General features: G+C 36.2%; 15 protein-coding genes. 4 read left to right on the top strand and 11 right to left on the bottom strand.

Features of this window, described 5'->3' with window-relative positions:
- The first annotated feature begins 114 nt into the window (after positions 1-114).
- Both FBR08_RS13255 and FBR08_RS13250 read left to right on the top strand, forming a co-directional pair.
- Positions 115-1,470 (top strand): sensor histidine kinase, encoded by a 1,356-nt coding sequence (locus FBR08_RS13255; RefSeq protein ID WP_158963165.1) that lies wholly within the window; start codon positions 115-117, stop codon positions 1,468-1,470.
- Between the two features lie 49 nt (positions 1,471-1,519).
- Positions 1,520-3,550 (top strand): sensor histidine kinase, encoded by a 2,031-nt coding sequence (locus FBR08_RS13250; RefSeq protein WP_158963164.1) that lies wholly within the window; start codon positions 1,520-1,522, stop codon positions 3,548-3,550.
- 34 nt (positions 3,551-3,584) lie between these two features.
- Here the strand turns inward: FBR08_RS13250 and FBR08_RS13245 are convergent, their stop codons facing one another.
- Both FBR08_RS13245 and FBR08_RS13240 read right to left on the bottom strand, forming a co-directional pair.
- Positions 3,585-4,076: a 3'-5' exonuclease gene (locus tag FBR08_RS13245; protein ID WP_158963163.1), complete on the bottom strand. Its 492-nt coding sequence runs from the start codon at positions 4,074-4,076 to the stop codon at positions 3,585-3,587.
- A gap of 186 nt (positions 4,077-4,262) precedes the next feature.
- A complete protein-coding gene (locus tag FBR08_RS13240; protein WP_158963162.1) occupies positions 4,263-4,679 on the bottom strand; it encodes a CBS domain-containing protein in 417 nt (138 codons plus the stop codon).
- 307 nt (positions 4,680-4,986) lie between these two features.
- Between FBR08_RS13240 and FBR08_RS13235 the strand changes: the two genes are divergently transcribed.
- The gene (locus FBR08_RS13235; RefSeq protein ID WP_158963161.1) at positions 4,987-5,226 is read left to right on the top strand and encodes a VF530 family protein; all 240 of its coding nucleotides are present in this window, start codon (positions 4,987-4,989) and stop codon (positions 5,224-5,226) included.
- Between the two features lie 20 nt (positions 5,227-5,246).
- On the opposite strand, the gene FBR08_RS13230 is transcribed toward FBR08_RS13235, so the two are convergent.
- The 6 genes from FBR08_RS13230 to FBR08_RS13205 form a co-directional block, all read right to left on the bottom strand.
- On the bottom strand, positions 5,247-5,684 hold the full coding sequence (locus FBR08_RS13230) for an FKBP-type peptidyl-prolyl cis-trans isomerase (RefSeq protein ID WP_158963160.1): 438 nt from the start codon (positions 5,682-5,684) through the stop codon (positions 5,247-5,249).
- Between the two features lie 55 nt (positions 5,685-5,739).
- Positions 5,740-7,488, bottom strand: a complete 1,749-nt coding sequence (locus tag FBR08_RS13225) for a nuclease-related domain-containing DEAD/DEAH box helicase (RefSeq protein ID WP_158963159.1) — start codon at positions 7,486-7,488, stop codon at positions 5,740-5,742.
- A 143-nt stretch (positions 7,489-7,631) separates the two neighbouring features.
- On the bottom strand, positions 7,632-8,612 hold the full coding sequence (locus FBR08_RS13220; protein ID WP_158963158.1) for a deoxyhypusine synthase family protein: 981 nt from the start codon (positions 8,610-8,612) through the stop codon (positions 7,632-7,634).
- A 14-nt stretch (positions 8,613-8,626) separates the two neighbouring features.
- A complete protein-coding gene (locus tag FBR08_RS13215) occupies positions 8,627-9,805 on the bottom strand; it encodes a calcium:proton antiporter (protein ID WP_158963157.1) in 1,179 nt (392 codons plus the stop codon).
- Between the two features lie 325 nt (positions 9,806-10,130).
- Positions 10,131-10,322, bottom strand: a complete 192-nt coding sequence (locus tag FBR08_RS13210; RefSeq protein WP_158963156.1) for a cold-shock protein — start codon at positions 10,320-10,322, stop codon at positions 10,131-10,133.
- A gap of 36 nt (positions 10,323-10,358) precedes the next feature.
- The gene (locus tag FBR08_RS13205; protein ID WP_158963155.1) at positions 10,359-11,480 is read right to left on the bottom strand and encodes a DEAD/DEAH box helicase; all 1,122 of its coding nucleotides are present in this window, start codon (positions 11,478-11,480) and stop codon (positions 10,359-10,361) included.
- Positions 11,481-12,073: 593 nt separating this feature from the next.
- On the opposite strand from FBR08_RS13205, the gene FBR08_RS13200 reads away from it, so the two are divergent.
- The gene (locus tag FBR08_RS13200) at positions 12,074-12,883 is read left to right on the top strand and encodes a tetratricopeptide repeat protein (protein ID WP_158963154.1); all 810 of its coding nucleotides are present in this window, start codon (positions 12,074-12,076) and stop codon (positions 12,881-12,883) included.
- Positions 12,884-13,099: 216 nt separating this feature from the next.
- Here FBR08_RS13200 and nagB read toward each other — a convergent pair whose 3' ends face one another.
- From nagB to secDF, 3 genes are all read right to left on the bottom strand, one after another.
- On the bottom strand, positions 13,100-13,882 hold the full coding sequence (nagB, locus tag FBR08_RS13195) for a glucosamine-6-phosphate deaminase (protein ID WP_199268599.1): 783 nt from the start codon (positions 13,880-13,882) through the stop codon (positions 13,100-13,102).
- A gap of 256 nt (positions 13,883-14,138) precedes the next feature.
- A complete protein-coding gene (gene ggt / locus FBR08_RS13190) occupies positions 14,139-15,815 on the bottom strand; it encodes a gamma-glutamyltransferase (protein ID WP_158963153.1) in 1,677 nt (558 codons plus the stop codon).
- A gap of 166 nt (positions 15,816-15,981) precedes the next feature.
- Complete coding sequence (gene secDF / locus FBR08_RS13185) at positions 15,982-18,978, bottom strand: protein translocase subunit SecDF (RefSeq protein ID WP_158963152.1); 2,997 nt, start codon at positions 18,976-18,978, stop codon at positions 15,982-15,984.
- Between the last annotated feature and the right edge of the window lie 29 nt (positions 18,979-19,007).

Below are 19,007 nucleotides of genomic sequence, written 5' to 3'. Positions count from 1 at the left end.
GCAAAATAAATAGTACATTTACTCTGACAAAGGAATTTACCTAAATTAGGTCGATGGTAAGCAATTGCTTATAGCAATAACCAAATGATGCAATACACGTAAAAAGACTTTTTAATGAAAATTAGAACTCGATTGTCCCTCCAATTTTTGGGTCTATTTACCATATTACTTTCTATTGTATTAGTAGCAATCTATTTTGTAGTGGCCAACCATTGGCAAAAGAACTTCTTTAAACAATTAGAAGATCGAGCTTATATCGTTGGGCATAATTATCTAGCAGAGGATAATTTCACCTATGCAGAATTTCAGGAAGTACTGCGCAAATTTCCTCGTACCCTACCAAAAGAACAAATTCGAATTTACACCCTTGACTTCAATCCTATTTTTATTGAGGAACACGATTTAAAATGGGATAAAAACATTTTACAGGCCGTGGTTGATGACAACAAAGTATGGTTTAAACAAGGAGATAATTACGTTTTTGGTGTATTGTACAAGGACAATTCCGGAAACTATATTATTATGGCAAAAGCGGTAGATCAAACGGGATTAGATGCTTTAATGCAGTTGCGTTCTATTATGTTGATTAGCTTATTAATTGCCTTGTTGATTACATTCATGCTTTCTCGTTTATTTGCAGAATCTTTTTTGCAACCCATTAGAAAGATCATTCAACATGTGCAGTCAAGAAATGTAGATACGCTAGCTGAACCTATTTCTACCACTGAAATGTCTAAGGATGAAATCCGCACATTAAGCGAAGCAATTAATACCTTATTTGAGCGTTTGCACGAGTCCTTTGAAGGTCAAAAAGCTTTTGTTGCTCACGCTTCTCATGAGTTAAAAACACCCATTGCTGCCATTTTGGGTACAGCTGAGATAACCCTGACAAAAGAACGAGAACCCGAAGTTTACCAAGAGGCATTACAAGCTATCATTCAAGATACAATTTACACCGATCAAATTATCAATAATCTACTGACACTTGCTAAGCTAGATCAAGTAAACGGTGATTTATCTCCTATTTATTTTGAAACTTTTTGGTGGCAAACAATTGATAATTTAATGTTACACCACAGAGAACTCAAATTGAATTTTGTGGTAAAAACAACAGAGGAACTACACAAATTGCACGTCAAAGGCAATCAACAACTTTTGAGCTTAGCACTATCGAATATCGTTTTAAATGCAGATAAGTTTTCTTACAACCAAACTGTTGATCTTATTCTAGATAGTACAAGTACGGCTATTATAATACAAATTAAAGATTATGGCATTGGCATCAAGGCGGAAGATCTTGAAAAACTCACCTTGCCCTTTTACCGTTCATCGAATGCCTTTGCAATACCTGGCACTGGATTAGGTCTATCCTTAGCTTTTAAAATTATTAACATACACCACGGATCTTTAACTATTGAATCTCAATTTGGTCAAAGTACCACAGTAACAATTCAATTACCAAAAAGTTAACAACAACAACAACAACAACAACAACAACAACAACAACATATATTCATCCATGTTTTTCACCAAATCCCTCCCTTATTTTTATCTTGCTTTGATGTCTTTGTTTTTATTTGCAAGCTGTAACCACAAGCAAACGAAACACCAGACAGATATTGAAAACTTATATGCAATTAAACGCACACCGGCTCAAAAAGACAGTATTTCAAAAAAATACGAAGGAGATGTTGATAAAATTCTCCGTTTAACCAATACGGTTGCACACCAAACCTATATCGATAGCGTCCTTAATGGTTTGCGTTATGCCAGCAATCAAAAAGCTTTTTTTGCTATCACTGCTCTAGCAGAGCACGATGCCAAAAAAAAACACGACTTAAGTAGGCTAGCACAGATTTATGAAAAAAAAGCTGTTTATTATCACGATAATCAGCAATTGGACAGCGTGTATCACTACTATTTACAAGCAGAGCTCTTGTACAAAAAGACGTCAGATAGCTTGGCCTTGGCAGAGAATGTGTTCTATCAAGCGCGTCTGTTTTATGAAGCGGGTTTTGATAAGGAATCTGAGGTTAAACTTTACCAAGCTTTAAAAATTCTTCAAAAATACCCAAACAGTCCCATTCTCATTGAAGCCAATCAACTCAAATCGTTTTATTTAATCAGTTACAAAGAATATGAGGCTTCTTTATCTATCCTACTAGAAACCTATGAAACGTTAAAAAAAGACGAGGGCAAATACACCATTTTACCTGTTGAGAAATACAATTTAGCCTTGTCAAATCTACTGGGGAATATAGCAATGACTTACTTTGATTTAGAAGACTATAAACAGGCAGAACAATATGCCCTAGAGGCCTTAACTTATTATCGAAAATCGCCTACTTCTATACAAGTATACGCGCACATAAACAGTACATATCACCTGGCTTTATACTACCAAAATCAAGATAGTAACATCATTGATCGCTTAACTGAATCCTATCAGATATACACAAAATTAAATCATCCTTTTTACGCTATTGATGTATCTATATTTATATCTGATATCTATTGGGAGCGCAACCAAATGAATCAATCACAGGCTTGGTTGGAACAAGCCTATACCATTGCCAATGCAAATAACTTTTACAACCACAAAAAAGAAATTATTGAAAATATCTTAACGAAGCACAAAGACATACAGACCTCAAACTTGGTTAAAGAACTCATAGAGGTCAACTACCTACTTGATTCCATGCAAAAGGAAACACTTGAAAGTTTTGCCAAGATTGAATACAACACCCTTATTCTGGAACAAGAAAACGAAACACTAAAACAGCGTATCTACTTCGTTTATTTAGGAGCTTTTATCATCATTGGTACATTGCTCTTTATTTTAATTTACGTCCGCCTAAAAAACAGAAACAAGGATTTAGCCCACTCCAATAGTCAAAAATCTAAAAATGAACAAATTATGAATTTGTTGATTGAAAACAATACGATTGAAAACGTAACCATTCTAAAAGAACGCAACAGAATAGCAAAAGATCTACACGATGGTATTATCAATAGTATTTTTACCTTGCGATTTAACACCCAACTCTTAGAAATTCCCAACGAAACGCTTAAAGGGATGTTGGTGGATGAATTAGTGCATCTAGAGAATAAGGTAAGGGATATTTCACATTCTTTTTCACAGCAAAATATATTTCAAAACAAGTCTTTTGAAAAATTATTAACCGAATTAGTAGGCAAACAATCGAATAAAAATAGAACTAGTTTTTCTATTGCCTTTGAGTCGAATTTGTGTTTAGAGCATTTAACCACGGTACAAAAGGTAAACATTTATCAAATCATTCAAGAGGCTTTTCAAAATGTAAATAAACATGCTTGTGCGAGTCTATGCAAGCTAAAAGTTACAACAGAAAAAAATTGTATTGTTTTAAGTATCAAAGACAACGGTAAGGGAATTAAACCCTCTACTTCATTCCGTGGTATTGGTTTAAGCAACATGAAAGAAAGAGCTCAACTCATTGGCGCTCAACTTACTATAAATTCGGATTTTGGAAAGGGTACCGCCATTCACTTGTATTTAACCAACAACTAAGTAGCAATCTCGTTTTTTGGCGTTCCCACTACGATTAAAACACGTGTAAAGCAATATGTGCACAAGCCTCCGCATCAGCTAACGCATGGTGGTGATTATCGAGCTTAAATCCCAAATACTCCGATACTGTATTGAGCTTGTGATTCGGCAATGTAGGAAATACGCTTTTCGACTTTCGAAATGTACAATAGAATGGATTTTGATGAATCGGCAGATTATAACTTGCCAAGACTGCCTTTAAACAACTTTGATCAAAAGCACTGTTATGCGCTACTAAAGGTAAATCTTTAATGCGTGTCAACAAATAGTCCCATATTTCAGGAAATTCATCGGCTTGAGCCGTATCGCGTTGCGTCAATCCGTGTACTTGCGTATTCCAATAGCTATAAAAGTTTGGCGTAGGTTTGATCAACTCATAATACTTATCGACGATTTGTCTGTTCTCAACAAATACCAAACCAACGCTACATACACTACTTCTGTGTTGATTGGCCGTTTCAAAATCTAAAGCAACAAAGGAATTCATTCACGATTAACTTAGGTGGACGGCAAAGGTAGGACTTTTGTATGTGTGTTTTTCGCTTTTTTGCATTTTTGGAGGGTGTGATACTATGTTAAAAATAATAAATGAACGATCCAAAGTGCGATTCTCAATGCAAAAAAAGCCTTCTACTCAGAGAATAGAAGGCTAAAAAGCAAATCTCAGGTAGTATTAATACTGAGCAATTAAATAATTAATAAGGTCTGTTGTTGTAACAATTCCCACTAAGGTTTTGTTTTTATCCACTACCGGCAAGGAGTGGAATTGTTGTTCAACTAATAATTCGGCTACTTCTTTTATGGTTATATCATCCAACACAACAACAGGGTCCACTGTCATAATATCTTCTAGTTTATAGGCATCATAAATAGCATTAATAGCTTCTACATCCATATTAGCAGTGCTATATCCTATTTTTATAATATCATTACTCGAGATAATGCCCACCAATTTTTCCCCTTCTACTACGGGAATGTGTCTGATGTTGTACTCTGTAAATAATTGGTTGACTTCACTGATTTTTTTTGTAGTGGGCACTGCAATTAAAACCTTAGTCATGATTTGCGAAATGGGTACTCTTTGTTTCATCGTGTTTTATTTTTCTAGTATAAAGTTCCCCTTTAAAAAAAAGAAAAAGACTGATGATTAACAGTCTTTTTCTTCTTTCTTTTTCGTATCTTCCTATGATTTGCTTTGATAAATCAATTCATTACGCCCACTCTTTTTATAAAGTGGAGGGATTAACGCCAGACTTCTGCTTAAAAGGAAGGGAACATAAATGAAGATGCAGCCATCCATTTTATTGAAAAGCTCATTTTAATCAATAATCCAAGGTTAACCAACATTGCTCATCATTCAGAATAAAAATCGTATTTTTGCACCAAATTCAAGAGAAATGCAAACGTCCAAAGACCCGTTACACGGTAAAAAATTAGTGGAAATACTAGAAGAATTAGTCGATTATTATCAAGGTTTTGAAGGTTTGGGGAAACAGATTAACATTCGCTGTTTTACTGAGAATCCAACTATTAATTCCTCTTTAAAATTCTTGAGAAAAACACCGTGGGCAAGAGAAAAAACGGAGAGTTTGTACTTATATGTCCTTCGTCAAAAAGCAAAAAAGGACAAGGCGTAGTCCTCTTTTGCTCTGCTTATTTATTGAGCGATTTCCAATAATTCAACTTCGAATTTCAATGTACTATAAGGTCCTATTGCTTTGCTGATGTGTTCTTCTTTGTACGCATATTCTGGTGGAACTACCATAATAAAATGAGTTCCCATAGGCAATAAAGGTACTATTTCTTGGTATGCTTTGATTAGTTTATTGAGTTTAAATGTACTAGGTGTTCCTCGTTGAACTGAACTATCAAACACTTCTCCTCTTACATTCGTACCAGTATAATGACAAACAATTGATTGCCCCAATGTCGCTTTCAATCCCGCTCCTAAGGCAATAATTTCATAGGCAATGCCCGAGGGTAAGACAACAACACCTGCTCTTTGGGAAAAAGCTGCAAGGAAAACCGTTCCTTCTTCTTTATTTGTTTGTTCTAACTGTTCTCTTTTCTTTTTTAAAAGTTCTGCTACACCCATGGGTTCAAAATTAAATTCAAAGACAAAAATACTTATTTCTCTTTACACCCGATTACTATTCTTCTTCATGTTCTTGATAGGTATGCAATTGCCAAATATTTAAATTATCAATGGCTCTTGTGCATCCCACATACCATTCGAAAGGCGTGAATTGATCGGGTTTATCTACAATGAGAATCACATTTTTACGCTCTAACCCCTTATATTTCAACGCAGTTGTAAATTGTAATTTAGTTGGTTCTAGCGTTAAATTATCTGGTGTTAACTCTTCCATTTGTAGTTCCTCAATTAAATCTGCCACATTGTTTCTGCGTTGCCAAACCTTACTTTGCACCAAAACAATAACATCTTGGGCTTCAAGCGAAGAATGAGGATCATTAATACTGTCTATGACTTCTTTTATCGCTTTTTTTAGCACCTCTACCTCATCAAAGGAACGCAATGCTATGTCGTCGTATTCTGCTTGGTGATTGGTTATTTCTTCCCACTCTTCAGGAGATTCTTGAATGTGTTCTGCAATTTGGCGAATTTGCGATTTCTGTGCACTTCGCCTTATTTTATGCAATTTAAAATGCGTAAAATAGTCTTTTAAAAAGTAAGCATATTCCGTTACATCCCGACCAAATAGCGAAAAACTTTGGTCCAAATCATATAGTAACATCACATTACCTTGGGTTAATCCTTGGCCATCTCCACAGAGTTTATCGATCAACAAGGCTAGATTTCGGTCAAATAAATCTTGTGCTTCATCGATAATCATATAGTCATAATCTGGCAATTCCTCTATTTCTTCTAAATACTCTAGGGTTTCCTGTACCAACTTCGCACAAGCTAACGGCTTTAGATAATAAATTTCTTTTTCATTGACTTTGGGATGATATTTGGCGATAAATTGCTTAAATGTAATACAAGTTATCCGCACGTTTTTTTCTTTGAATCGCTGCTGATTGTATGCGCAGAGCAAGGCATTCCAACACAAATAGATTCCCTCGCGCTCTACCTGCATCTCGGCGTACGCCATAGCCATAGTCGTTTTTCCCGTTCCGGGTGATCCTTCAATCATCAAACGAGGATTTTCAGCTAACGAATATAAATAATCTAAGTTTCGTTCTTTTAGCCATTGATAGGAGTTGCGAGAAGCAAATACATTAGTATCCTGTACTTTTGGACTAAATGTATTGACAATGTAGTTCAGGTCGTTTCGCTTTAATTTTTTAAATGTAATAGGATGAACACTTTCTAATTTTTCTTTGGTGTACTTATAAATATGCAACAAAAAATGCTCGATGTTTTCATAGTCATTTTTTCGTGTATAATCACTGTAAATTAAGTTTTTATCGTAGATAGTGCTATCAATTGCTATTTTGGTAGTTGGAAAAGCCACAGCTTCACAAAACTGTACCTGTTTAAAATTAGGGAATACCTTATTCATCAACGTGTATTTGTAGCCTTTTACTTGTTCAAATGGATTTTGAGGTAACCATTTGGTATGATCGCCATCTTTAAAACAAAAGCGACCTTGGTCAATAAATACATTTCCTCCTTTAACTTCTAAAACAATAATCCCAAAACGAGAGACAATGATAAAATCGAGTTCTGCATCAGCCTTAGCCCGTTGAATTCTCGTATTATCGTGAAAAGGTAAACGCAAGCTGTACCAGACATACCAATCGTGTTCACTTTTACTCAGTGATTCCACCAAGTCTCCATAAATCAAAAATTCCCCGTAGGGTACCTTATTGCCATTGATAATTAGTTGTTCAAGTTCATCAAGGGGATATTCGGGATAAATCTTTAAAGCCATGCTGGTATATCCTTTAGCGTATTGAACTAATTTAGGCTTTTTTCATCAATACTACAGCATGGATACTCAAAAATAAAAAGGCATAAAAAAGCCAGTAGTTCGACAACACAGGCGAACTACTGGCAAAGAATTAAACTAGTAAATTATTTACCTAAAATCCAAGCAAATATTAGTGGGGCTACAATGGTAGCATCTGATTCAATAACATAACTTGGCGTATCTACATCGAGTTTTCCCCACGTTATTTTTTCGTTTGGAATACATCCCGAATAGGAACCATAAGAGGTTGTAGAATCTGTAATTTGACAGTAATATCTCCATTTCAAAACCTCGTTTTTCTCTAAATCTTGTACAAGCATTGGTGCTACGCACATAGAGAAATCACCAGCAATTCCTCCTCCAATTTGAAAAAATCCAATTCCATGTCCAACTGCATTTCGTTCATAAAAATCGGCCAACCAAACCATGTATTCAATTCCACTTTTTACAGTAGAAGCTTGTAGTTCTCCTTTAATCACGTATGAAGCGAAAATATTTCCCATTGTTGAATCTTCCCATCCAGGAACAACAATAGGTAAATTGCGCTCTGCAGCAGCTAACATCCACGAGTTTTTGGGGTCAATTTCGTATTCAGACTCCAACACACCACTCAACAACAATTTGTACATGTATTCATGTGGAAAATAGCGCTCTCCTTGTGCTTGAGCATCTTTCCATATTTTTTCAATATGATGTTGAATCTTGCGAAACGCTTCTTCTTCTGGAATACAAGTATCTGTTACGCGATTGTATTTGTTTTGCAATAAATCCAATTCATCTTGTGGTGTTAGATCACGGTAATTCGGTATTCTCTTGTACTGTGAATGCGCCACTAAATTCATGATATCTTCTTCTAAATTGGCTCCTGTACAACTGATAATATCCACTTTTCCTTGGCGAATCATCTCAGCTAAAGAAATACCAAGCTCGGCTGTGCTCATCGCACCTGCTAAGGAAATAAGCATTTTTCCTCCTGCAGCTAGATGCGCCTCATAACCTTTGGCTGCATCGATAGTTGAAGCAGCATTAAAATGTAAAAAATTACTTGCTAAAAATTGTGAAACGGGTCCTTTATTCTGTTCCATTTTAGGTTTTTATATTAAGGATTAAAAATTAAAAGCATGAATACGACAAAGAGCACCAAGTGCATCATTCCCATAATAGGTGTTGTTCGCTTGCCAATGAAAGTCATCAAACTCAGTAATAACGTAATCACAAAGAGTATGGTTTCGGTAGCTGTCATTCCAAACAACACTGTTTTTCCCGTGATTAGCCCCACGATTAACACAGCTGGAATTGTTAGCCCTACTGTGGATACAAAGGCACCATGGCACAGGTTAATCGCTCGTTGAAATTCGTTGTTTAAAGCCGCTTTAACCGCCGTCATCGATTCAGGCGTAAATACGATAATTGCAATTAAAACCCCACCTAATAAAGGAGGTAAATTAGCCGCTTTTATCCCGTAATCCACCACAACTGCCATATTATGAGAAAGTAAGACAATGGGTAAAATCATCCCTACCAAAATCAAGGTACGCATCCAAATCTCTTTCTTGTTTACTGGATCTACCGCCTTTATGTCTGTTTCTTTTTGCTCTGCTCCCTCCTGGCGTTGTGCAAATGGAATTTCCATATTTCCGGCCTTGGGTTGAATATACAAATGCTTGTATCCCTTCATCTGCAACAGCAAGAAAAATCCATAAAGCACGATAACTAATCCCGCTAATACAACCGCTTGAGTTGTCGTAAATTGACCTCCACCTGCTCCTTGTATAAAATTAGGCAACAACAAGCCTATTCCCCCAAGCATGATAATCATCCCCATATAGGATAAAGTTCCCTGAGCATTGTATTCTTGTTCGCCAAACTTTAAGCCTCCTAAGAGGATACACAAACCAATCACCAAGTTCATAATGATCATCATCACTGAAAAGATCGAGTCCTTTCCAATGGTTGGATTTTCACCAGGACCTAACATGACTGCCGCAATTAAAATCACTTCAATGGATACAATTGACAAGGTTAAAATCAAGGTTCCATAAGGCTCCCCTAACTTGTGGGCAAGCTCATCCGCTTCTTTCACGACGCCAAATGCCGCCCCAATAATAGTAAAGAGCAATACTAAAAATGTTCCTAAAGCAAGGGTACCTGTAATCGTGTCACCTAAAATACCTTGTCCAAAAATCAGGAATAAAACTACAATTAACCATACGGCAACTAGTCGAATTCTAGTTTTAGTTGGAAAAATCTCAGAGAATAGTAAATTTTTAGTCATCATTGTTTTTTTACTCTTTATAGGGTTAAATAACGAGGCAAAATTAAGGTGTACCTCTTAGATTAAATTTATCATAGGATAAATAATTGAGCGAATAAAAACGGCAGATAAATGCCCTTCAAAAATAAAATGTCCTGTTTTTAACGCTACTCACTATTAAAGATACAACTAATCTAAACAACTGAAACAGATTGCATTTTTCATTTTATCCTGCGCTAGCATCCCCCTTTCTAAAGCTAAAATGTAAAATAGTGCAAGCGCTATTTGACCAAAAAAAAGAGGATATATTTTGCAATATATCCTCTTTTCAAATAAAGTAAGACGTTGTTTATTTTAACTTCACGTTAACCGCCATTAAACCTTTTTTCCCCTGTTCAATATCATAAAGAACTGAATCATTTTCACTAACATTATCTACTAATCCAGTAATGTGAACGAAAATATCATCGTTTCCGTTTGCCTGTGAAATAAATCCAAAACCTTTAGATTCATTAAAAAATTTTACTGTTCCTTCGTACATTTTCTATTTAAATTATATAATTAATATTCTATTTTTTTACACGTATTCATGCGTCTTGATTGGCAAGGTAAACCCAATCAGTTTTTGTATGTTTTGCAAATCTTTTTTCTCCTCAGTCGCACAAAAAGAAATAGCCACTCCTTTTGCTCCTGCGCGCCCAGTTCGTCCAATTCGATGAACATAGGTTTCGGGGATATTAGGCAATTCGTAATTTACCACGTGAGGTAGTTCTTCTATGTCAATTCCCCTAGAGGCAATATCAGTTGCTATTAAAACCCGTACACGTCCTTCTTTAAAATCTTTTAATGCTCTTTGTCTGGCATTTTGAGACTTATTGCTGTGGATGGCAGCTGCTTGAATTCCAACTTTTATCAGCTGTTTTACTATTTTATCTGCACCATGTTTCGTGCGGGTAAACACCAACGATTGTTTCACTGAACGATCTCCTAAAACCGCGATCAGAAGGTCTAGCTTGTCGCTTTTCTCTACAAAATAAACGCCTTGTTGAATTGTTTGTGCTGTAGAAGAAACGGGAGTTACATTAATCTCTTCTGGTCTTTTAAGTATGGTTTGTGCAAATTTTCGTATTTCACTTGGCATTGTAGCAGAGAAAAACAAAGTCTGTCTTTTAGCGGGAACTTTAGTGAGTATTTTCTTCACATCCCTTACAAATCCCATATCAAGCATGCGATCCGCTTCATCTAACACTAATATTTCTACCTGAGAAAGCTCTAAACAATTCTGTTTTAATAAATCCAACAACCTACCAGGTGTTGCAATTAATATATCTACTCCTCTATTCAACTGCGTAATTTGCTTGCGCTGTGGAACACCTCCAAAGATAGCTAAATGTCTTAATTTTAAAAATCTACCATACGCATCAAAATTTTCATTTATCTGTATGGCTAATTCTCGTGTAGGGGTGAGAATAAGAGAACGTATTCCCTTTTTTGAAGTAGGTTTCTGATTTAACAGCTGTATTATGGGTATAGCAAATGAAGCTGTTTTACCGGTTCCTGTTTGTGCACAACCAATCAAATCCTTACCTGTTAGAATATGTGGAATCGTTCGATATTGTATTTCGGTTGCCTGACTATAACCCGCTTCATTTATCGCCCTAAGTATAGGCGTTATTATATTTAAGTCTTTAAAATTCATTGTTTTATTTGAGATACTACTTATTATATATGCTGGCAAGGTTTGTTGCTGTACTCCAGAATACATAGATTAAAAAATAATCATTTCTCATAGAAAGTGAAATCTAATGGAAATAAAGTGTATAACAAAGTTGCCAAAAGGCAATGAATTTTTACTACAAATCATTAATCCAAAAAACAGTCTTCTAAGAAGAATGGGGATAAGGAAGTTAATCCATTGTTTTGTCAGGAGTTCCATCTAGCTTCCCCACAAAACGGTTTAAAATTATAAAATTAAATAATAGCGTACTGAAGACGTAAAATTGACGATAACAAAAATCTTAAATTCTTCAATACAGATGCAAACAGCAACCCTTTGGTAACTGGGACAAAGTTAAGTCATTTATTTTGTTTTAAATAGATAAAAGTTAAAGGAAGCTCTTTTTATTTTTAGTATCTATTTTTCACTAATTCAAGTACAAAGCACAAAAAGATCACAGCGCAAAAGATCAAGGCGCATGGATTTGTACAACAAATAAAAAAATTGATATTTTAGACGCAAAGCACTATTTTTTCATACTTTAGTTTACGTAAACCTTAGGCTAACATCGCGTAATGAAAACACGACCACTTCTAGTTGTACTATTGAGTTCTTTTTCTGGCTGGAGCCAATCCAAACAAGCGGATCTTATCGACCAATACCTCACCCAAGGGGCCTACCGCTATCATTATACACAACAAGGATGGCAAGATCAGATTGATTTGGCACTTGCACAAGACGCTACGATTGCTGTTTTATGGCAAAACAAAGCGCTCCCCTATTGGAAAGCCAAAAAATATGAGCTTGCAGTAGCTTGTTACGATCAAGCCGTACGTTACGATCGAAAAGCGTATTTGGGAAGAAGAGGTTATCTTAAATGTATTTTCCAACGCGATTATAAAGGCGCTATTGCGGATATGCAAAAAGCAGAACAAGAATTTGGGTATGACTACCAAAATGATCACTCCTACGCCTTTTACATTGCACTGTGTTATTTGCAACTAAATGCGTTTGAACAGGCGAAAGAAATTTTAGAACAGGATCTAAATCGCACCATTCAAAAACACGGTGAATCCTGGCTCCACTACTTGGATCTTTTTTACATGGGTATTATTTACTACGAACTAAGAGATTATACTCAAGCGCAGCTATACCTCGATAAAGCCCTTGCAGAATATCCCAAATTTTCAGATGCCCAATACTATAAAGGAATGTGTTTTCTGGCTCAAAACAAAAAAAGGGAGGCTAGAAACATCATGCTAGAAGCTCAAACCAATGCCAAACAAGGCTATACGCTAAATGAAGATGATTCTTTTTATGAAGCGTATCCCTATCAGGTCAACTGGTATATGGCGCAATGGACAATTCCTCAGGATACCCCATAGCCAAACGCTTTTCTGCATCTTGTAGCACAGATTTAGTACCAATTGAAAACAACGATACAATGCACTGCTCTTTTTCTCAATGATGGATCATTATAGACCAGCATAATAAACAAAAGTAGTTGCCCACTTACCCTTATAAACGAAGTAAGGTAAAAGATCTCTTTCATTGAGTTTCTTTTACCTTACTTATTCTATAGATTAACCGTTAATTATAAACTATAATAACGCTGCTGCTTTTTGATCGAGAACATACTCTACATGCTCTAATTGTTGTAGAAATGTAGCTGGAACCTCAGGAGAAATTTCTCCCTTTAATGCTTTTTTAATAATTTCTGCTTTGCGTTCACTCAATGCCAATAAAAAGATTTGCTTCGCTTGAACTATGGTTTGAATTCCCATAGTAATTGCTTGCGTAGGTACGTGTTCTGCACCGCCAAAATCATCAGCTGCATCCTTGCGTGTGATGTCGTCTAACTGCACCAATCGCGTCATAGAACCCTGCAGTGATCCCGGTTCATTAAAACCAATATGTCCACTGCGTCCAATGCCTAATAGCTGCATATCCAACCCGCCAAAATCAGCAATTTTCTTTTCATATAAATCACAATACGCTTGTATCGCATTTAATTCAAGTGTTCCGTCAGGTATGTGAATTTGATTTTTTGGTACATCAATATGATTGAAAAGATTGTGTTTCATAAAAGACACATAACTCTGATCCTCAACCGGATGCATTGGATAATACTCATCCAAGTTAAAGGTGACTACATTTTGAAAACTCAATCCTTCACTTTGGTGCAGACGCACCAATTCTTTATATACCCCCTTAGGAGTAGATCCAGTTGCTAATCCCAAAACTGCAAGATTGCCCTTCTCTTGCTTTGTTTTAATGATTTGTGCAATTTTATTAGCTACATAAACAGATGCATCATCTGCATTTGAGTAAATTTTAATGGCTTGTTGTAAAGAATGTTCTAGCACTATATTTTTTCGATTCATTTTTTGTATCATCTCTAAAATAGAAACAAAATCCCCTTACACAAGATCGTTTTATTGCTTTTATTTTAGATTGGATTAACATTATTAATAATAATTCCATTCATAGATTAAAAAGAATCTTCTCCTTATTTAACCGACTTTCTTTTTCGTGTATCAAAAATACAAAAATTAAAAATAATTAACACATTTTTTTTTTGTTAACCCTAAGTAAATATAAAACATTTCATTCCTTTGCTTTTATCTCAGCCTACAGGTTTTAGTACCCTTTAGCGATATCATCTCCTCTAGGATCTGCACCTCCTTGATAACTACCATCTTCATTGACTAAAATACCCTCTACTTTCCCATAAGGCTTGCGTTCTTTGAGCACATATTTTTTATGTTGTAACGCTTTTCGGACTTTTACATCTATGGCCTGAGGTTCAAAATCGATTTGATCTGGTAACCACTGATGGTGAAAACGAGGAGCAGCAACGGCCTCCTGCATATTCATACCAAACTCCGTCACATTCAAAATGGTTTGAAAAACGGAAGTAATAATAGTAGAACCTCCTGGAGTACCTACGACCAGGTATAATTGTCCCTTTTTTTCTAAAATAGTCGGTGTCATTGAACTCAACATTCGCTTATTTCCTTCAATTGCATTCGCTTTCCCTCCGATTAAACCATACATATTAGGTGTTCCGGGCTTAACAGAGAAATCATCCATTTCATTATTCAGCAAAAAACCAGCCCCGCCAACAACAACTTTAGCTCCGTAAGAATCATTTAGTGTTGTGGTTGCAGATACCGCGTTTCCGTGTTGGTCAACAATTACATAATGCGTTGTTTCTTCACTCTCATATCCATCAAAAACCCCTGCTTCAATCGCATGACTTGGAGTAGCTTCTTGAAAACTCATGGATGCCATTCGACCAACGTTATAGGCTTTATTTGTCAATTCCGCTTGGGGAACCTCCCAAAAATCAGGATCACCTAGGTGTTTTGCACGATCTGCATAAACGCGTCTTGCAGCCTCCACCATCACTTGTATTGTTTGCTCTGATTGAAAGCCCCACTGTTGTAAAGGAAATTGCTCTACTGATTGAAGCAAAGCGGTGAGAGCAATTCCACCACTACTTGGAGGTGGCATTGAAATAACCGTTAAATCTTTGTATGTTGAGATGATAGGGGTACGCCAAATCGCTTCATACTGCTTCAAATCCTCCAAAGTCATCATGCCATTCCCTCTTTGCATTTCCTCAACAATGAGTCGAGCTGTTTCACCTTCATAGAAGCCACTTTTTCCATCCTGTTGTACTCGCTTTAGGGTTTGAGCTAAATCAGCTTGAACAAACAAATCGCCTTTACTCCAAATCACTTGACTTGTTAAGGCACTAGCTTGCGTACTATAAGTTTCGAATACCTCGTGATATTTGGTAAATTCACTCGCTTGCTTTTCCGTGAGTCTAAAGCCTTTTTCTGCTAAATCAATCGCTGGTTGAACCACTTCTTTCCAAGGTAACACTCCATATCTTTTGTGCGCTTGTACCATTCCCGCAATAGTTCCAGGCACTCCACTCGCTAATCCCCCCTTCATACTCAGCGCTGTAATAGGCACTCCTTTTCCATCCCAATACATATTTTCTCTTGCCTGAGCAGGGGCTTTTTCTCTATAATCTAAAGCAGCTGTTTGACCATCCGCACTTCGATAGATCATAAATCCACCACCGCCAATATTTCCTGCATTCGGATACACAACAGCTAATGCTAATTCAACAGCAACGGCTGCATCAATTGCATTTCCCCCCATTTTTAATATATCTACTCCTACCTGACTGCTTTCTGGATGCGCAGACACGACCATCCCATTTCTATAGGATATAGGATTTTGAGCCTTTCCGTTGACAAAAACTCCAAAGAACACAAAAAGGACGATTCCGATTTTTTTCATTACGATTCTCTTTTACAAACTAAACAATTCAATTTCTCTTACTACAAATCTAAAAAAACACTTTTTTATCTTAGCTATTTTTAACGAATGTTAAACAACGAAAAACAAAAAAGAGGAAGCAGTTTGCACTACTTCCTCTTTTGATTTTATATTAGTTCTAGAAAAACTATGCTTGTTCAGCAACTAATTCTTCTTGAGCTTCTTGGTGTAATCTTTCAATTTCCTCTTTGTCTTTTCTAGGCATTGTATCAACTAATACAGGCGTAGCAAGGAATAAAGACGAATATGTTCCTACAATAATACCAATTAACATGGCAAAGATAAATCCGCGGATTGAATCTCCACCAAAGATGAACATGATCAACAATACAAAGATTAAAGTCAACGATGTATTAATTGTTCTTGATAAGGTTGTATTTACTGAATCATTTACAATTTTATTGAAGTCACCTTTCGTTTTACCAGCGATAAATTCACGCACACGGTCAAATACAATTACAGTATCATTCATCGAATAACCAATTACAGTTAAGATAGCTGCAATAAAGTGTTGATCGATTTCCATATGCCAAGGCATAAATTTATAAGTCAACGAGTAAACTCCCAATACAAAAATTACGTCGTGCGCTACCGATACAATAGCACCTAAAGAGTATTGCCATTTACGGAATGAAATTACCAGGTAAATGAAAATAGCAGCCATAGAACCTAAAACAGCCCAGTATGCATTTTGTTTTACGTCTTTTGCAACACTTGGTCCGATTTTAGAAGCTTGAATAACTCCGTATACTTTCCCTTCTGTAGCATTAACGAATTCCTCATACGTAATATCTTTAGAGTAGTATGGTTTTAATCCGTTGTATAATTTTTCATTTACTTCTTGGTCAACAGCTGCACCTTCTTCCTCTACTTTGTATTTTGTAGTGATTTTTAATTGCTCTTTGTTACCAAAAACTTTTGCTTCAACGTTTACTCCAAATACTTCCCCTAATTTTTCACTAACATCGTTAGCAGAAACTTCCTTGTCAAATTTCACTTGGAAGGTTCTACCTCCAACGAAATCTGTTCCTTCATCAAATCCATTGATAAAGAATGAAGCAAAAGAAACCACAACAATTACAGCAGAAAGGCCATACGTTGCTTTCTTCATTTTCAAGAAGTCAAAGTTGAAGTTTGTAAACCAATTTTTCGTGATATTCGTTGCAAACATTAATGTTCTTCCTGCTTTCACATCTCTATCCATGAAGATACGAGCGATGAAAATTGAAGTAAATAATGAAGTAGCGATACCGATTAGTAAAGTAGTCGCGAATCCTTTGATAGGTCCTGATCCAAAAGCGAATAAGATAACCCCTGTTAGGATGTGCGTTACGTTTGCATCAACGATTGGACGCATAGCACCTTTCCAGCTATATGACTCCTTAATTGTATCCGCTAGACTCATTCCCTTGCGCAAACATTCTTTCGCACGTTCGGAAATAATGATATTCGCATCTACTGCAGTACCCATTGTTAATACGATACCGGCAATACCTGGTAACGTCAATACAGCACCTAAGCTTGCTAAAATACCGAACATGAACAATAAGTTAGCTAATAACGCAATATTTGCATACCAACCTGCTCTACCATAGTAGAAAGCCATCCATAACCAAACAACGATTAAACCAGCGATTGCAGAAAGCATCCCTGCGTCGATTGCTTGTTGTCCTAATGATGGTCCTACGATTTCAGACTGTACGATATCTGCACCTGCAGGTAATTTACCCGCACGTAAGATATTCGCTAAATCTTTTGCATCCGCAACTGTAAAATCACCAGAAATTGATGATCTACCGCCAGAAATTGGTCCATTAGTAACACCTGGTGCAGAATACACTACGTTATCTAAAACGATTGCAATATTTGAACGCTCAGTATACGCTTTTCCGGTTAATTCTTCCCAGATTTTAGCTCCTTTTGGACTCATCGTCATACCAACAACTGGGCGACCAAAATTATCATACTCATCTTGCGCACCTGTTACAACACTACCACTTAAAGGAGGAACTCCTTCACGGTTTGTTTTTAAGGCATATAATTCAACGATATCCGGGTCTTTTTTACTTGGTTTACCCCAAGCGAAACGAGCATATTTTTGATCAGCAGGCAACAAGTTTCTAACATCTTGACGCTTTAACAACCCGTTTACCTTTACTGTATCTTTCGTTTGAACATACCCTAAAACAGGGCTTCCTTGTTGTCCACCTCCAACGAATAGGCTAAATAAAGGGCCTAATTCTTGTAATTGATCCGTCTCGGTAGAATCAGCTTTGATTCCGCCTAATAATGCATCAACATCTGTTTTTGTTGAATCTTGAACTTGTTCTGTTTCTTTCGTTTCAGATTTAGTCGTTTTTTGAGTTGATTTTAAATACTCATTAGCCGAAGCTAAGTAGTTTCCGATTTCCTCAACTTTATACGTTTCCCAAAACTCTAATTGAGCAGTACTTTGTAAAAGATTCTTGATACGATCTACATCTTTTGCACCTGGCAATTCAACTAAAATACGCCCTGTATCACCTAGCATTTGAATATTGGGTTGTGACACACCAAATTTATCAATACGCTCTCTGAATACGCGGTACGCACTCTCAATAGATTCTTTTACTTTTTTGTCTAAGATAGCCTTCACTTGGTTATCTGACATCCCTACTGTAATCTCACTTAAATTTCTGTTTGCAAAAATATCGCCAGAAGCTAATTTCACACTACCTTTAGATTCTTTTTCAAAAGCAGCATAAAACGCATCAAGGTAACTTTGATTACCTTGTCTCATTGTCTCAGCCTCTGCCAATGCTTTATTAAAAACAGCATTTTTCGAATTATTCGCTAATCCCTTAAGGATATCTTTGATAGAGATTTGTAACGTAACGTTAATACCTCCCTCTAAATCTAATCCTTTGTTGATTTGTTTAGCTCTTACTTCATTAAATGTCTGTCCTAAAAAAACTGTTTGGCTACCAATAGAGTCTAAATAGTGTAATTCTTTCTCAGAATCCCCCTTAGCAAAAGCTTTCGCTTTGTCCTCATAATGGCCTGTAACAAAGGTGAAAGACAACTGGTAAATACTTACCAGAGCAAAAATTATTGCAAAAAATTTAACAAGTCCCTTGTTTTGCATTATTACTAAAAATTAATTAATTATTTTTT

The sequence above is a fragment of the Myroides fluvii genome, from assembly GCF_009792295.1.
GTDB classification, from domain to species: Bacteria; Bacteroidota; Bacteroidia; order Flavobacteriales; family Flavobacteriaceae; genus Flavobacterium; species Flavobacterium fluvii_A.
Note: the sequence above shows the minus strand (reverse complement) of the source record. Positions and strands in the feature narration are given on the sequence as shown.

What these genes read in the sequence shown, in the direction of transcription:
- ggt (WP_158963153.1), bottom strand. Translation starts at nt 15,815, where the DNA reads ATGAAAAAAATCGGAATCGTCCTTTTTGTGTTCTTTGGAGTTTTTGTC.
- FBR08_RS13230 (WP_158963160.1), bottom strand. Translation starts at nt 5,684, where the DNA reads ATGGGTGTAGCAGAACTTTTAAAAAAGAAAAGAGAACAGTTAGAACAA.
- nagB (WP_199268599.1), bottom strand. Translation starts at nt 13,882, where the DNA reads ATGAATCGAAAAAATATAGTGCTAGAACATTCTTTACAACAAGCCATT.
- secDF (WP_158963152.1), bottom strand. Translation starts at nt 18,978, where the DNA reads ATGCAAAACAAGGGACTTGTTAAATTTTTTGCAATAATTTTTGCTCTG.
- FBR08_RS13250 (WP_158963164.1), top strand. Translation starts at nt 1,520, where the DNA reads ATGTTTTTCACCAAATCCCTCCCTTATTTTTATCTTGCTTTGATGTCT.
- FBR08_RS13215 (WP_158963157.1), bottom strand. Translation starts at nt 9,805, where the DNA reads ATGATGACTAAAAATTTACTATTCTCTGAGATTTTTCCAACTAAAACT.
- FBR08_RS13255 (WP_158963165.1), top strand. Translation starts at nt 115, where the DNA reads ATGAAAATTAGAACTCGATTGTCCCTCCAATTTTTGGGTCTATTTACC.
- FBR08_RS13205 (WP_158963155.1), bottom strand. Translation starts at nt 11,480, where the DNA reads ATGAATTTTAAAGACTTAAATATAATAACGCCTATACTTAGGGCGATA.
- FBR08_RS13235 (WP_158963161.1), top strand. Translation starts at nt 4,987, where the DNA reads ATGCAAACGTCCAAAGACCCGTTACACGGTAAAAAATTAGTGGAAATA.
- FBR08_RS13225 (WP_158963159.1), bottom strand. Translation starts at nt 7,488, where the DNA reads ATGGCTTTAAAGATTTATCCCGAATATCCCCTTGATGAACTTGAACAA.
- FBR08_RS13210 (WP_158963156.1), bottom strand. Translation starts at nt 10,322, where the DNA reads ATGTACGAAGGAACAGTAAAATTTTTTAATGAATCTAAAGGTTTTGGA.
- FBR08_RS13200 (WP_158963154.1), top strand. Translation starts at nt 12,074, where the DNA reads ATGAAAACACGACCACTTCTAGTTGTACTATTGAGTTCTTTTTCTGGC.
- FBR08_RS13245 (WP_158963163.1), bottom strand. Translation starts at nt 4,076, where the DNA reads ATGAATTCCTTTGTTGCTTTAGATTTTGAAACGGCCAATCAACACAGA.
- FBR08_RS13220 (WP_158963158.1), bottom strand. Translation starts at nt 8,612, where the DNA reads ATGGAACAGAATAAAGGACCCGTTTCACAATTTTTAGCAAGTAATTTT.
- FBR08_RS13240 (WP_158963162.1), bottom strand. Translation starts at nt 4,679, where the DNA reads ATGAAACAAAGAGTACCCATTTCGCAAATCATGACTAAGGTTTTAATT.